This is a genomic window from Candidatus Foliamicus sp. (assembly GCF_965221325.1).
Classification (GTDB): Bacteria; Pseudomonadota; Gammaproteobacteria; order Steroidobacterales; family Foliamicaceae; genus Foliamicus.
Window position 1 is genome coordinate 749,278 of the sequence record NZ_OZ244880.1, and the last position, 15,408, is coordinate 764,685.

At 62.7% G+C, this 15,408-nt stretch carries 10 protein-coding genes; 8 read left to right on the forward strand and 2 right to left on the reverse strand.

Annotated elements, in window-relative coordinates:
• The first annotated feature begins 91 nt into the window (after positions 1-91).
• Entirely contained in the window at positions 92-4,576 is a 4,485-nt protein-coding gene (locus ACWCOO_RS03495; RefSeq protein WP_446831572.1) for a TonB-dependent receptor domain-containing protein, read from the forward strand.
• A gap of 114 nt (positions 4,577-4,690) precedes the next feature.
• On the opposite strand, the gene ACWCOO_RS03500 is transcribed toward ACWCOO_RS03495, so the two are convergent.
• Together ACWCOO_RS03500 and ACWCOO_RS03505 are read right to left on the reverse strand one after the other, a co-directional pair.
• The gene (locus ACWCOO_RS03500) at positions 4,691-5,194 is read right to left on the reverse strand and encodes a PIN domain-containing protein (protein ID WP_446831573.1); all 504 of its coding nucleotides are present in this window, start codon (positions 5,192-5,194) and stop codon (positions 4,691-4,693) included.
• Positions 5,191-6,219 (reverse strand): helix-turn-helix domain-containing protein, encoded by a 1,029-nt coding sequence (locus tag ACWCOO_RS03505; protein WP_446831574.1) that lies wholly within the window; start codon positions 6,217-6,219, stop codon positions 5,191-5,193. The genes ACWCOO_RS03500 and ACWCOO_RS03505 overlap by 4 nt, the downstream gene beginning before the upstream one ends.
• Positions 6,220-7,412: 1,193 nt before the next feature.
• Between ACWCOO_RS03505 and rseP the strand changes: the two genes are divergently transcribed.
• From rseP to ACWCOO_RS03540, 7 genes are read left to right on the forward strand one after another with little or no spacing between them, the layout of a single operon-like run.
• A complete protein-coding gene (rseP, locus tag ACWCOO_RS03510; protein WP_446831575.1) occupies positions 7,413-8,801 on the forward strand; it encodes an RIP metalloprotease RseP in 1,389 nt (462 codons plus the stop codon).
• Between the two features lie 4 nt (positions 8,802-8,805).
• Positions 8,806-11,217 (forward strand): outer membrane protein assembly factor BamA, encoded by a 2,412-nt coding sequence (gene bamA / locus ACWCOO_RS03515; RefSeq protein ID WP_446831576.1) that lies wholly within the window; start codon positions 8,806-8,808, stop codon positions 11,215-11,217.
• 51 nt (positions 11,218-11,268) lie between these two features.
• Complete coding sequence (locus tag ACWCOO_RS03520) at positions 11,269-11,856, forward strand: OmpH family outer membrane protein (RefSeq protein WP_446831577.1); 588 nt, start codon at positions 11,269-11,271, stop codon at positions 11,854-11,856.
• On the forward strand, positions 11,856-12,896 hold the full coding sequence (gene lpxD, locus ACWCOO_RS03525; RefSeq protein WP_446831578.1) for a UDP-3-O-(3-hydroxymyristoyl)glucosamine N-acyltransferase: 1,041 nt from the start codon (positions 11,856-11,858) through the stop codon (positions 12,894-12,896). The genes ACWCOO_RS03520 and lpxD overlap by 1 nt, the downstream gene beginning before the upstream one ends.
• The gene (lpxA, locus tag ACWCOO_RS03530) at positions 12,893-13,672 is read left to right on the forward strand and encodes an acyl-ACP--UDP-N-acetylglucosamine O-acyltransferase (RefSeq protein ID WP_446831579.1); all 780 of its coding nucleotides are present in this window, start codon (positions 12,893-12,895) and stop codon (positions 13,670-13,672) included. The genes lpxD and lpxA overlap by 4 nt, the downstream gene beginning before the upstream one ends.
• A 2-nt stretch (positions 13,673-13,674) precedes the next feature.
• On the forward strand, positions 13,675-14,814 hold the full coding sequence (gene lpxB / locus ACWCOO_RS03535; RefSeq protein WP_446831992.1) for a lipid-A-disaccharide synthase: 1,140 nt from the start codon (positions 13,675-13,677) through the stop codon (positions 14,812-14,814).
• 4 nt (positions 14,815-14,818) lie between these two features.
• The gene (locus ACWCOO_RS03540; protein WP_446831580.1) at positions 14,819-15,406 is read left to right on the forward strand and encodes a ribonuclease HII; all 588 of its coding nucleotides are present in this window, start codon (positions 14,819-14,821) and stop codon (positions 15,404-15,406) included.
• Positions 15,407-15,408: the final 2 nt, after the last annotated feature.

Below are 15,408 nucleotides of genomic sequence, written 5' to 3' on the forward strand. Positions count from 1 at the left end.
CTTCGCGCGGCCTGCTCCGGGGCCGCGGGGAACAGCGCATTCTGCGGCTGTTTGCTATAGCGCTGCAGCCAGGACCCGCGCGTGCCTGATTATGCTTGCATGGCTGGTATTGGGCTTGTCTTGTTTGCCAACAGCCTTGCTTGCGCAAGACGAAATCGAACCGGCTAACCCGCGGCTTGCTGAGGCCATCAAGTCCCTGACAAAGTCCTTCGCCCACGACCCGCAGGACGTTGCTTTGGTCGAGCATGCTGCCAACGCAGGCGATCGCGCTGCGCAAGTCGCACTGTGCAGCGCCTACCGGCTGGGAACGGGCGTACCGAAGAACAAGGCCGCAGCTTTCGACTGGTGCCTCGCGGCGGGCGAACAAGGGGCAAGCGAAGCTCAGTATGCGCTCGGCGAGATTTGTGCCGTCCGCCCCAAGTCCGGCGGCAAGGCGATTGCCGCGCGCTGGTATCGCAAGGCGGCGGAGCAAGGGCACGCGGATGCGCAGCATGCGCTGGGCGAGGCATACGAGAATGGTCTCTACGGACAGGCAACCGACCGGGAGCGCTATCTCGCGAACGCGCTCCAGTGGTATCGCAAGGCGGCGGAGCAGGGCTATGCCGAAGCGCAATTGCGTATGGGCTCGGCGCGTCAGCGGGGGGAATTGGGCCTGGTTGCAGACGAGAACATTGCTGCGGACTGGTACCGCAAGGCTGCCTCGCAAGGGTTGGCCAAAGCGCAAGTGCGGCTGGGACAGCAATCTGCGATGGGCGCGGGCATGCCCGTGGATTACTCGAAGGCATACGCTTCTTACCTCGAAGCTCTTGCTTCGGTCCCGGAGAGCGATGCCGCGCAAGCGTTTGACGCCCGGTCCGAGGCTTATGCAGCGCTTGGGCAGTTGGCGGGGTTGGGGTTTGCGCCTGCAGCAGCGCGCGTCAGTGCGGACGCGGAGCGGGGGGTGTCGGCAGCCCACCAAGAGTTGGCTCGAATGTATGCGAATGGGCGGGGTGTCGCGCAGGATTTCGCCGAGTCTGTGCGCTGGTACCGCTTGCTGGGCGCGAGCCACGAGGCCTTGGCGATTGCCGGATTTCGCGAACTGGCGGTGCTCGGATACGCGCCGGCTGTGGAATTGCTTCGTAGCTTGGCAAACGCGGGCAGCGCGACGGCGCAGTTCGCCCTAGGCGCCATGTACGCGAGCGGCCTAGGCGTCGCGAAAGACGACTCCGAGGCTGCCGAATGGTTCTTCCTGGCGGTCGAGCACGGAAATCTCGAGGCCGTGCATCGCATGGCTGGCGCATACTCTATCGGAAACACATTCGCGGGCAGTCGCCTACGTATCCTGGCCGAGCGCGGCCATCCCCACGCGCAATTTCACTTGGCAATCAGGATGTTGGAGAAGGACGAGCGGGCAGCCGCGCGCTGGTTTCGCCAGGCGGCGGAACAAGATCATCCCTGGGCGCAGGCTTGGCTCGCACTTGTCGTCTCGGGCATTGTCGGAGGCCAGCGGGACACGAAAGCGGCTGTCGCCTGGAGTCGCGCCGCGGCCGAAAAGGGGGTTGCTTCAGCCCAGACGTTGTTGGGGTGGTTGTATTACATGGGGGAAGGGACTCCCAAGAACCTGGTGGAGGCTTATGCATGGTTGCGCGCCGCGCTGGAGCATGCCCAGAAATCCGAAGTGCAGCTGATTTCCTTCCTTATGGATATTCGCGAAGCCGACATGGATGCGATGATGGCGGAATTCGACGAGCGGGCCGTCCGAATACTGGGCCAAGAGCGGTATGTCCTGGCCAAGAAACGCGCCAAGGAGATACAGCGGCAGCATGTCTTTCCGTATCAGTGCAATTTGGTGGCTGAAAGCGGGCTGGTTCCTGCCAACGTTTCTTTCAGCATCCCGTTCTATTTCGAGGAAGGCGATGCAGGAAGCGGAGATTCCGGGCCGGCCACCGCCGGTACCGACGAACGCGCCGTGGAACTCGGCCGCCACGTCGTAACCGGGTCCCGCATTCGGCGCATCGACATGCAGCAGGCGCGTCCGGTAGTGACGATTACGCGCGAGGATATCGAGCTGAGCGGCCGCGCATCCTTGGCTGATGTGCTCAGGAGCAACCCGGTCAACAGCTTTGGTTCAACGCGCGAGCTCTCGGGAAATTACTTCATCGGCCAGGCCACGGTTGATCTGCACGGCATCGGGGCAGGCCGCACGCTAGTGCTGCTGGACGGTCGCCGCATGCCGCGTTCGCCGGTAACCGCCAACCAGGTCGTGGACCTGAACATCATTCCACTGGCGGCGGTGGAACGCGTCGAGATTCTTGCCGACAGCGCCTCCGCCATCTATGGGTCCGACGCCATCGGCGGCGTCGTGAACATCATCCTGCGCAAGGACTACGAAGGCGTCGAGTTCGGCGCCTCGGCCTCTCGGCCTACACGCCCTGGCGCCGACGCCGAATCCGGTGTGCTGACGCTGGGCGGCGCCACGGACCGGGGTCGCTTTCTGTTCGCCGCGGATTTCCGCAACAAGGAGCACATCGCCTCCGCGGACCGCAGCTACACCCGTGGCACCACAGGCTATGCGGCCGGGCCTGCGGATTACCCCGACGCGCCATTCCCCGCGACGTGGTATGCGTGGGAGAACGCCGACAATGTCAGTGCCTGGGGGAACACCATTTGGCCTCACTACCGCGCCGCGCCGAATTGTGCGCAAGCCGTGGACGCGGCGTCGGGAGAGCGGTTGCTGGCCGGTCCCTACATCGCTACCGGAGGCGAAGAGTATTGCGGCTTTCACTATGCGCTCTCAGCCTGGGAAACGAGCGAACTCAAGCGCGCCAGCGCTTTCCTGCACGCAGACTATGAGTTAACGCCGGACCACAAGCTTCGCCTGCAGTCGCTATTCAGCACCAACAATGCGCATGGCCGATTCGCACCCGCACCTGGCGACATCGAGTTGACCAGTGCCGCAGCGCAAGGTTTGCAGCAGAGCTTCGGCTTCGACCTTCCCTACCCGGAACTGCTTCCCTACACGCTAAGGCACCGCTTTGTGGGACTGGGCAACCGCGATTTCAAGGCTTTGCTGACGCTCCAGGACCACGCGCTGCTGGCTTATGGAACCGCGGGCATATTCACCTATGAGCTGGAAGCCCGTAACACGCGCTACGTCGGCAGCGAAAACAGTTGCTGTTTCCCGAAAGCCTTTACCGCCACGCAATCGGTTGCGGATGGACGCTACAACCCCTTCGATCCCTTGCATACCGGCAACCGGGCGGCGCTGACGGCCATGTCCGCGAACTCCACGCGTGATTCAAGGGCCGACTTGCGCTCATACAGCGGCAATGTCAGCTTCGACATGTTCAGCCTCCCCGCCGGCCGCTTGAGCTGGGCGGCGGGATTCGATTACTTCGATGAGAACTACCGTGACATCCACGACTCTCAGACTTCCGGCGGAGACCTGCTCGGTCGCTTCGGGGTAAACGGCCAGGGCGAACGGCGCATCAAGGCCCTGTTCGGCGAGACGCTGATCCCGCTGCGTAACAACCTTGAAGTTACGGCGGCGCTGCGCTGGGACCACTACGACGATGCCGCCGGAAGCGAGCTGAGTTCCTACCTGGCGGCGCGTTACCAGCCGATGCGCTGGTTGCTGTTGAGGGCTTCCTGGGGCGAGGGTTTCCGAGCCGGCAACCTGAACAATCTATACGGCGGCGAGGTGTTGCGGCTCGAGACAGGGTTTGACCTCGTTGGCTGCCGCCGGGATGGCATCGCGCCCTCGGATTGCATCGAGGCGGAGGTTCCCACGTACACGGGAGGCAACCCGACATTGCTGCCCGAGTTGTCGGAAAGCTACAACCTGGGCGCCGTACTGGACTTGGGAGCGCTGACGGCCCGACTCGATTACTGGAGCGTACGGCTTGACAACGGCATATCCCTGCAGCCTTTGCAGAGCCTGATCGGCTGGGAGTTCGACGGCCAATGCGCCAACACGGGAAGACTGGAGAACACCCGCTATACCGGTGTGCCTGCGGAGATCATCCTCTGCGGGAACGGCAGCCTGTTGAAGCGCGACCCGCTTTCCGGGGCTCTCCTGGAGGCCGCAGCGCCCTGGGACAATACCTATCGAGCCAGCTATACCGGCGTTGATCTTGAAGTAGCATACCGCCTGCGCACGGCGCGCCGCGGCACATTCCGGTTCAGCGTGCAAGCCGGAACCATCCTCAGCCTTGAAACCCGCTCGCGCGCCGGCGCGGCGTGGAGTTCAGGTCTGGGTACCCTATCCGCGGCGGCCGCAATCGCCGGCGCCCGGCCCTCGCATCGAAGTTCCGCTGCCGTCGTCTGGAATTACGGCAATCACGCGGTTTCCGGCTACATCCACCATGTTAGCGGATTCGGGGTTCCCGAAGCGGAGTTCGCCTTATCCGCGCACACGGAAGTCGATCTCTTCTACCACTGGGCCACCCCCTGGGGCGGTCGCGTCAGTATTGGAGTCAGCAATCTCACGGATGAGGACCCGGAACTGGGCTCGTTTTCCTCCCCGCTCCCCCAAGCCTACGACCTGTACAGCCTCGACGGCCGCATCATCCACGCCAGCTACCGCCACACCTTCTAAGCAAGCAAGGCTCTTGAGGACCGTTATGCATACATTCCGCATTCAGAGGCGGAATGTTTGGTTATGGTCGTGGTAGGTGGCGGAGTGCATCGGGGTGGACGTGGGCTTTGCCGATCAGTTGTTGGAGTAGGCTGTGAAACGCTTCGTGATTTCTGCTCTTGGCAGCCTACATCGGGGATGATCTCGGATTGCTGCCAACCCTTTGCATAAATCTAACGCTCTCGCTGGGTTGTGCTCGAACATTCTGTCCGTCAACCAGAGTACGCCATGGCAATCCACCTCTTCCTGTGCCGCCATTGAGCGTAGTTCTTTGTCCCCCGAAAGTAGCGTCCAGGAATTTGTTTTTGCGAGTGCCAAGGCAAAACTATCCGGGAGCGACAACGACCGACGCCTGCGGCGATACTCCCTTGCCAATTCGACTCCCTTGCTGTCCAGCCCCTCGATTGCAAGTCCGAGGCGCACGAGGTAGTCACCGCCGTGGGCCTCAAGTTCTCGCTTGTAAAGCAGGTCCGGCACGGCGAACGTGAATGGCAAGCTCAAAGCGCATTCAAGGAGCGACCCCCGCTCAAGATCGATCAGAACGGACGTGTCGGAAACCAGCACCCGAGTAGCACTCATGCAGCCCTTGCCGCCGCTCCCCTACCCAGTGGTTCGTCCATAAGTCGATTTAGCTCGCGAACGGACACGCCCAAGAGTTCGGCTGCCTTCGCCTCGGAAATCGTGCTCTCGGCGAGCGCCCGGAAACACAGGCGCTCGAATCGCCGGGGTTCCTCGCCCTTCATGGCTCCAGGCTCTTCGAAGGGCGGCGAGCGCCAGCCTTGTTGCTCGAATTCATCGAATAGCGCTTTGAAGAGAGTCTTACCGAAAATTCCAATATCCTTGCAACGGTAGGTAAGCGCCTGAACGCTTACGCCAAATATCCGTTTCAGATCGAAGAGTTCGCTCCAGCTTATGGACTTGCGCTTCCTGCCGATCTCCACCCAAAGCGTCTCTGCCGGCATGAGAAACGCTCCTGCGAAACGGTGCGCCGCTTTTTCTTCGTTAATTTTTGGGTGGACATCAAGCACCATGTGGCCGAGTTCATGGGCCATGGTGAAGCGCTGGCGCTCGCCCCAGTCTTTGCTGTTGACAACGATTACCGCGAGAGTCGCTTCATTTTCGCGTCGTACTTTGGCCGTCAATCCATCAATGTTTCCGAGCGTCATCGAGAGGATCTTGATGCCGCGCTCCTCCAATAGATCCGTTAAGTTCGGGATCGGATCGGTGCCTAATTCCCAATGCCGTCGCAACGCAGTCGCCGCATGTTCGGCTTCCGCTGGATCCGCGCGCACGGGCCAAGAGGCTTCGCGAGGCTTGTCCCAGTCCACGCTGGGCATGTGAAGGACTTCCTCCACCGTGAGATACCGCTCCAACATGTCCAGGACCCGCGCTTGCACTCGGGTTTCCTCGCGCTTGCCGACAGGTTTTTTCTTACGAAAACCGATGCCTTCAAGTTGGATGTGGCGATCGCTGAGCAGGTATTCAGGGGATACGTTCAAGGCTCCGGCGAGTGCAATCAGCACATTTGAGCTCGGCATCGATTCATTGTGCTCGTACTTGCTGATGGCCTGAGCCGTGACCAAGTTGTCAATCTTGACTGCCAAATCCCTAAGCGAAAGTCCTGCCGCAGATCTCGCTATGCTAACTCTCTGTCCTATCATATTATTTTTCCTCCTTCATACTAGTTGACAATTGTTTTATATATCTTATAAGTTGTCAACACATTCAAATTGTGTCAACCCATTGCAGGGAGTGAAATCATGTCGGAGTCACGCAACACCGTAACCTACGACCTGAAGAAGGGTCCAAAAGTTGTATACCGTGGAAGTACGAATGACCCGGACCGGCGGGAGCGCCAACATCGAGCAGCCGGGCTTGAATTTGACCGCTTGGTTCCTACCTCGCGCCGGATGACTCGCCAAGCAGCAAAGAAGCGAGAAGCAGCAAAGCTTGAGACATACCGGCGAGGCCATAAGGGACGTAATCCCAAGTACAACAAGGACCCCAGCGGCTAGTTTGACTAAGCGATCTGCTGCTATTCACTGGCGGGCCCCGCACGGACGATCTCCTTGGGCTTGTCGCCGAATCGAGCCGCCTGCAGGTCAAAGCGCTGGTACGGCAGGCAATTAACACCGTGGACTCGCTTGTCGTCATGTCCCACCTGGTGTAGCACCATCGGGCGCGTGGGGTGGGTCCAAATACGACCTTTACCTGAGGAAGCGAGGTGTGGAGGGATTACGCATTTCGCGTACACAAAAAATACCGTTAGCCCAGATCGGGGGCTAACAGGAATTAGCGCATCCTTGGGCGCCTGCGCTACGCGCAGCGCCCAAGGAGCGCCGAAGCTCGAAACAGCCGGTATTGCTACCGGCTAGAAATCATGCGGCTTGGCGTCAGGCGCAGCGGCACGGATCGCAGGTGCAATTGGCGCATTTGCAAGCGTCGGCTGCACTAGCGGATGTCACGGAGCACTGACACGGATTACAGGTGCAATTCGCACACTTGCAGGCGTCGCTTCCGGAGGTAACTTTTGTTTCCAACTGACTCATATCAAGCCTCCCAATGTAGGTTGGATAGTTAACCCGGCAGGCCAAACCCAAGCCCACCGATTCCTTATTGTAACCCAATTGCCTCTCACGGCGCGCACTCGGCCACCGCAGCAGGAGAACGGCCTGAACAGCCGGTCAGAATCCATCGCTGATACCCCGTCAATTGATATCAACCGACAAGGGTGCGCGGCCCTTGCCGTGATCCGCTAGAATTCGACCAAGGTCAGTTTTACCCGGCCCGACTTGCGATGCTGTTGGATACCTTGATTGCGATTGGTGCGTTCGTGTTGGCGATCAGCCTGCTGGTCGCCGTGCATGAGTGGGGGCACTACATCGCTGCGCGTCTGTGCGGAATAAAGGTGCTCGAATACTCCATCGGCTTCGGACCGGCCTTGTGGCGGAGGAAAGCGGGGCCGGACGCCACCGAGTACCAGGTGCGCGCCTTGCCGATTGGCGGATTTGTTCGGCTGCTGGATGAACGCGAAGGGGAGGTGGCCGCGCATGACCTGCCCCGTAGCTTCACGCGCAAGCCCTACTGGCAGCGCATTTTCGTGCTGGCGGCGGGCCCCGGCATGAATTTCCTGTTCGCCATCGTGGCCTATTGGGTCATCTTCATGGCGGGCACACAGTCGATTGCGCCGTTCGTGGGCGCGGTCGATCCGGACAGCCTGGCGGATCGGGCCGGCCTGCGCGCGGGGGATCGCATCGTGGCCGTTGAAGGACGCCCGACGCCCACTTGGCAGGCGACCATTATGGCCATCGTGGATGAGATCCTGGGTGATCCGGTCGTCGAACTCACGGCGGAAGACGAGAACGGCGCCAGCCGCAACCTCGAACTGGACCTTATAGCCAACAAGAAGGCGATTCTTGAGAACGGCGACTGGTTCACGCAAGCGGGCCTGCGGCCGATGCGGGCGCTGCCGCTGCTGGGTGAGATCGACCCCGCCGGCCCTGCGGCTCAGGCTGGATTCGCCGCGGGCGATCGGGTACTGAAGGCCGGAGACGAACGCATAGCCAGTTGGCGGCAATGGGTGGACTACGTTCGCGCGCGGCCTGGCGAAACCGTGCCGGTTACCGTTCTGCGCGACGGCTACGAGCGCCGCTTCTACGTGGAAATCGGCGCCCGCCCTGTCGAGCCCGCAGACAGCGCATCCGGCCCGTCGATAATCGGCTTCGTAGGCGTGGCGCAATCGCCAGAAGCGCGCAGCCCGCTTACGGTGACGCTACGGTACGGACCGCTGGAGGCGTTCACACGCGGCGTTTCGGAAACATGGCGCATTACCGGCCTTACCCTGCGCGTGCTCGGCAACATGGTTTCCGGCGATGTTTCCTTGCGCTCGCTTAACGGTCCGGTGGGCATTGCCCGCTATGCCGGCGAGGCCGTGCAGGTGAGCGCGGTCGCCTTCGCGACGTTTCTGGCCCTGGTGAGTGTGAGCCTGGGAATCCTCAACCTGTTGCCCATTCCCATCCTCGATGGCGGCCAGATCGTGAGCCAGACGATTGAACGGCTGCGCGGCCGGCCCATCGCCGAACGTACGCAGCGCGCAGTGCAGCGGGTAGGCGTGGCCCTGGTTCTGGTCATCATGTTCGTGGCGCTGTTCAACGACATTAGCGGATTCTTCCGCACTGGAGCTTGAGGAAATGAAGCGCAAACTTGCCCTGGCCGCCGCGCTGACGCTGCTGGTCTTGCCCCTGCAGCGGTTCGCGGCGCAGGAATCCGGCTTCGAGGTGCGCGATATACGCATTGAGGGCCTGCAGCGGATTTCCGAAGGGGCCGTTCTGAACTATCTGCCGGTGAATATCGGCGACAGGCTGGATGCCGCGGATATCCGGCAGCTACTGCGCGGCCTCTACGAATCGGGCTTTTTCGCCGACATCGAGTTGCGGCGCGACGGCGACGCGCTGCTGGTGGCGGTGCGCGAGCAACCGACCATCGAATCCCTGCTCATCGAAGGCAACAAGGACGTCAAGACCGAGGACCTCAACAGCACTCTGTCCGGCAATGGCATCTCGGTGGGCAGCCTCGTGAAGCCTTCGGTTCTCGAAGAGGTGGAGCTGTCGCTCACCGACCTGTATTTCGGCCGCGGCAAGTATGGCGCCGAGGTCGATGTGGACATCACGGAACTCCCGGACAACAAGGTGGATGTGGTGATCGACATCGCCGAAGGCGATCGTTCGCGGATCCGTCAGATCAATATCGTGGGCAACGAGCTGTTTACCGACAAGGAGTTGCAGAAGGACTTCGAGCTCAAGACGCCAAACTGGCTCTCGTTCATCCGCCAGGACGACCGCTATTCGCGCGAAGCGCTGCAGGGCGATCTGGAGAAGCTGCGTTCCTATTACCTCGACCGCGGCTATGCCGATTTCGATCTGGAGTCCACTCAGGTCGCGCTGTCGCCGGACCTGAAGGACGTCTTCATCACCATCAATATCCGCGAGGGCAGCAACTTCGTCGTGTCCGAGGTCAAGCTGGCGGGCGATTTCGTGGTGGATGAGGCCGAACTGAACCAGTTCGTTCTGCTCAAGCCGGGCATGCGCTATTCGCAGCAGTTGATCACGCAGAGCAGTGAGCTGATGCGCCTGCGCCTGGGCCAGGAGGGCTACGGCTTCGCCGAGATCACGCCGATACCGGAAATCGACGAAGACAGCCAAGAGGTGGCGGTTACGCTGCTGATCAGCGCCGAGCGCCGCGTCTATGTGCGCCGCATCTCCTTCGACGGCGCCGCGTCCATTGAAGACGAGGTGCTGCGCCGCGAGTTGCGGCAGTTCGAGGGCGCCTACTTATCCAACGATCTGCTGGAGCGCTCCAAGATCCGCCTGCAGCGCCTGCCGTACCTGGAAGACGTGGACTTCGAGACGCTGCGGGTGCCCGGCTCGCAGGATCAGGTGGACGTCGTGTTCAGCTTGAGCGAGCGTCAGCCGGGGGAGTTCCAGGGCTCGGTGGGTTACACGGGCTACTATGGGCTGCAACTCAGCGGCAGCGCTGTGCATACCAACCTCTTGGGGCGCGGCAACCGGCTCGCGGTGGGCCTTACTGGTACCAGCTACTCGCGCCTCTACAACCTGTCCTATACCGATCCGTACGTAACCATGGACGGAATCAGTCTCACCGGTTCGCTCACCTACCAGAACTACAGCCAGTTCTTCAGCGCCGGTTCCGACCTGGATACCACCACCGCGTCCGCATCCGCCGAGATCAGCTATCCGATCACGGAGTTGCAGAGCCTGATATTCGGCGCCACCCTGCAGCGGGCCGATCTCATTACCACCCAGTTCAGCAATGAGCAGTCGCGCCAATGGGTGCAAACCAACGGCCGACCGTATCAGCGAACGGTGCCGGGCATCGGCGACGGCGAACCGCAGCTCTATTACGGCTCCAAGTTCAACAGCCTGGAACTGCTGCTGGGATGGCTGTACGACAGCCGCAATCGGGTTCTGTTCCCCGATCGGGGTATGCGTCACCGGCTGTCGCTGTCCGCCACCATTCCCGGCAGTGATGTCGAATATGCCAGCGCCCGCTACCAGTACACCCACTATCTCCCGTTTCCGGGCCTGCGCTGGTTCAGTTTCCGTCTCAACGCCGACGTGGGCATTGCGGAAGCGTTCGGCGACACCACCGCGGTGCCGCCCTACAAGCATTTTTATGGTGGCGGGCCGGAATCGGTGCGCGGCTTCAAGGAGTACCGTCTGGGGCCCAAGGACCGGTTCGGCAACGCCTACGGCGGAAATCTGCTGATTACCGGGCAGGCGGAGTTGATTCTGCCTTTGCCGGAGCGGTTCAGGCAAAACGCGCGTCTGGCGGCTTTCATCGATGTGGGCAATGTGTTCTCCACCTCGGACCTGCAGTTTTTCGACCGCCTGGGCGATCCGTTGAGTTACGACTTCGAGACGAGTAAACTTAAGCGTTCCGTAGGGATAGGTGCGGAATGGCTGGCGCCGCTCGGTCTTTTGCGATTCAGCTTTGCCGCGCCGCTCAACGCCGATCCCGAAACCGACCGTTTTTGGGGTGACGAGGTGGAGCGCTTCCAGTTTTCGCTGGGCGGCGCGTTTTAGAGGAATAGCCTGGCCCCGATTTCATTTACCACTAGAGGCCATTCAAACGCTATGAATATCGCAAAGAAGCTACTCCTGGGCGCTGCCATGGGCCTGTTTGCCGCCGTCGGCTTGCAGGCGCAGGACTCCGCTCTCAAGATCGGTTTCGTCAGCCTCGACGCGCTTACCGTCGAGTCTCCACAGGGACGCGAGGAAAACGAACGGATCAGCGAAATCTTTGAGCCGCGACAGCGCGAGCTCAACGCCAAGCAGACCCGCCTTGAGGAACTCAGCGAGAGCTACGAGCGCGACAGCGAAACCATGGGCACCGAGCAATTGCGTAGCGCGGAGCGCGAAATTATCGCCTTGCGGCGTGAGATACAGCAGTTGAGTCAAGCCTTGCAGGAAGACTTTCAGTTGGAGCAGGACACCAGCCGTCGCGATCTGGGCATCACATTTCTGTCCCATGTACGGCAGGTGGCCGAGGAAAACGAATACGACCTCATTCTTACCGGCGGCGTGGTGTATTACAGCGATGCCGTCAACATCACGCCCAGGTGTTGGGCGCTCTCCAGGAAACCTACAGCAGCGAGCAGCAGGACTAATCATCGCGCGCTCAGCGTCGGCTGTGGGTGCGCGGCACGCCTCGCCAAGTCCTGATGCAACGGCGGTCGCGGCATGAGCAGGGGCTGACGCTTGAGGAGTTGGCCAAACGACACGACTGCACCGTGCGCGGCGAGTCCGCGATTCGGATTCACGGCGTTGCGCCGCTGGCGCGCGCCGATTCCCACTGCATCGCTTTCTTCCTCCAGCGGGCCTACCTCGACGATCTGCGCGCGACTTCAGCCGGCGCGGTGATCTTGAGTGAACGCCACGCCGGCGAGTGTCCGGCCGCCGCGCTGATCACGCCCGATCCCTACGGCGTGTTCGCCCGCGTGGCCGATGACTTGCATGCGCTGCTGCCGCTCAGCCCCGGTGTGCATTCCGACGCCACCGTGTCGCGTGACGCGGCGATCGACCCTTCCTGCGAAATCGGCCCCGGCGCCCGAATTGCCACCGGGGCGAGGCTGCAGCGGGACGTGTTCGTGGGCTCCAACGTGACGGTGGGCGCCGGTGCGCGTATCGGCAAAGGCACGCGGCTGCTGGCGAATGCGGCCGTCTGCGAAGGTGTGGTGCTGGGGCGGCGCTGTATCGTGCATCCCGGTGCCGTGGTCGGCTCCGACGGCTTCGGACAGGCCCCGCTTCAAGGCGGGGGCTGGCGCAAGATTCCACAACTCGGATCCGTACGGGTCGGCGACGATGTGGAGATCGGCGCCAATACCGTGATCGACCGCGGTGCGATGGACGACACTTTGGTGGGCAACGGCGTGCGGCTGGACAACCTGATACAGGTGGGGCACAACGCGCAAATCGGCGAGCACACCGCGATTGCCGGCTGCGTGGCGATTGCCGGCAGTGCGCGGATCGGGCGCCGGTGCCGAATCGCCGGGCAGGTGGGGATAAATGGGCACCTGGAAATCTGCGACGATGTGGTGTTGCTGGCCCGAACCGTGGTCAGCCGCTCGATTACCCGCCCCGGCGCCTATGCCGGTTCGATGACCCCGATGGAAGAAGTGTCGCGCTGGCGGCGCAACGCCGCCCGCTTCCGGAATCTCGACGATCTGTATCGGAGGGTGCGGCGGCTGGAGCGTGCCGGGTGACGAAGATTCACGCCACGGCCATTGTTTCTCAGCGCGCGGAACTGGCGGCCAGCGTGGAGGTCGAGCCTTACGCGGTGATCGGCGCCGGGGTCAAGATCGGCGAAGACTGCCGAATCGGCGCGCATGTGGTGCTGGAGGGGCCCACAAGCATGGGTGCGCGCAACGTGATCCATCCGCATGCGGCCATCGGGCGCGCTCCGCAAGACCGTAAATTCCGCGAGGGCGAGGCGAGCCGCCTTGAGATCGGCAATGACAATACGATTCGCGAGTTCGTGACCATTAATCGCGGTACCGAACAGGGCGGCGGAGTGACGCGCGTAGGCAACGACTGCTGGCTTATGGCCAGCGTACATATCGCCCACGACTGTATCCTGGGCGACGATGTGGTGATGGCCAATTTCGCGAGCGTGGCGGGCCACGTGCATGTCGGCAACCACGTCACGCTGGCCGGCTTTTCGGGGGCCCACCAATTCTGCCGTCTCGGCGCCTACAGTTTCATTGGAATCTATTCGGGCGTGACCCGCGACGTACCGCCTTACGTATTGGTAGCAGGCCAGCCTCCGAAGCCGCGCGGCGTGAATGTGATCGGTTTACGGCGGCATGGCTTCAGCGCCGAGCAGCGCGCCAATGTCGAACGCGCCTACCGCACGCTCTACCGCAAGGAACTGAGCCGCGCCGATGCCACGCAAGCGATTGCCAAAGCGGCAGAGGAGCAGCCGGAGCTGGCTTTGCTGGCAGAATTTCTGGCCGAACCCGGACGCGGACTCTTGCGTTGAGCGTGCCAGACCGGCCCCTGCGCATCGCGGTGGTGGCCGGCGAAGCCTCCGGGGACAGGCTGGGCGCCGGATTGATTCGCGCCCTCAGCGCCGGCCCGCAAGCGGTGGATGTGGCCGGCGTGGCCGGTCCTGAAATGCGCGCGGCGGGCTGCGCGCCGCTGCTGGACGCCTCGGATTTTGCGGTCATGGGCCTTGCGGAGATTGTTCGCCACCTGCCGCGGCTGTGGCTGCTGCGCCGCAGACTGCTTGCGCAGCTTGCGGCTTTTCGCCCCGATGTGTTCGTCGGCATCGACTCCCCGGAGCTCAACCTCGGCCTGGCGGCGCGCATGAAGCGGCGCGGCATACCCACCGTCCAATACGTTTGCCCTTCGATATGGGCCTGGCGCGCCGGCCGCGCGCGGCGCATCCGCCGCTGCTGCGATGCAGTGCTCTGTATGCTGCCGTTTGAGCCCGCCTTGCTGGGAGAACAGAGCATAAGGGGCGAGTTTGTTGGGCATCCCCTGGCCGATGAAACACTCCCCATCGCACGCCAGCAGCATTCAGGCGACGACGCGCTGCTGGTGGCCTTGCTGCCCGGCTCGCGGCACTCGGAAATCCAGCGCATAGGCCCGCCAATCGCCAAGGCGGCGGCGTGGATGGCTCAGCGCCGGCCGGGAGTGCGGTTCGCGTCGGCAGCGATCTCCGCGCAGGCGCGCCGCCAGTTCGAGGCCTTGCTGCAGCAGTACGCGCCTGGAGTGGACGTACGCTGCACGGTCGGCAACGCGCGCGATCTGCTGACACGGGCCGATCTCGCGGTAACGGCTTCGGGCACGGTTACGATGGAGGCCATGTTGTGCGGATGTCCGTTGGTGGTTGCGTACCGGTTCGCGCCGCTCACGGCCTTCGTCTTGCGCGCCTTTCGGCTCGTGAAGACCCCCTGGGTTGCGTTGCCGAATATCCTCGCCGGCCGTGCACTGGCGCCCGAGTTGCTCCAGAATCGAGCCCGCGGCGAATTGTTGGGGGAAGCATTGCTGCGGCTGCATGATGACCCCGGAGCGCGCGAGGCGGCACGGTCCGAGTTCGCCCGACTCTCGAAATCGCTGCGCCGCGGCGCCAACGAACGCGCGGCGCGCGCGGTGCTGGCAGCGGCCGGAGCTTGCTGAAATAATGCCCGGACTGTTTGCCGGAGTGGATGAGGCAGGCCGTGGCGCGCTGGCCGGACCGGTGGTAGCCGCCGCGGTGTTGTTGCCCGTAGGCGGCGGACTGCCCGGTGCGCGCGATTCCAAGCAGCTCACGCCGCGGCAGCGAGCCGCACTGGAAGGCCCGATACGCGCCGGCTGTCTTGCCTGGGCAGTGGGTCTGGCCAGCGTGCAGGAGATCGACCGCCTGAATATCCTGCGCGCCAGCCTGCTGGCCATGCGCCGAGCCCTTGGCGGGCTTGCGCGCCGGCCTGACCTGGTGCACGTGGACGGTCCGTATGTTCCCGAATTGCCGCCCGGCTGGGCGGGAAAAGTGCAACTGGAAGCGATGATTGGCGGAGACCGACGCTGCTCGGCCATTGCCGCAGCTTCGGTGCTCGCCAAGGAGTGGCGCGACCGCGTGATGCGGGGCCTGGATAGGCGCTGGCCGGGCTACCAGCTTGGGCAGCACAAGGGTTACGGAGCGCCGGCGCACCGCCTCGCCTTGCGCCGCTTGGGCGCTAGTCCCGTGCATCGCATGAGCTTCCGCCCGGTGCGCGCGGCCAGCCAGGATTGAGT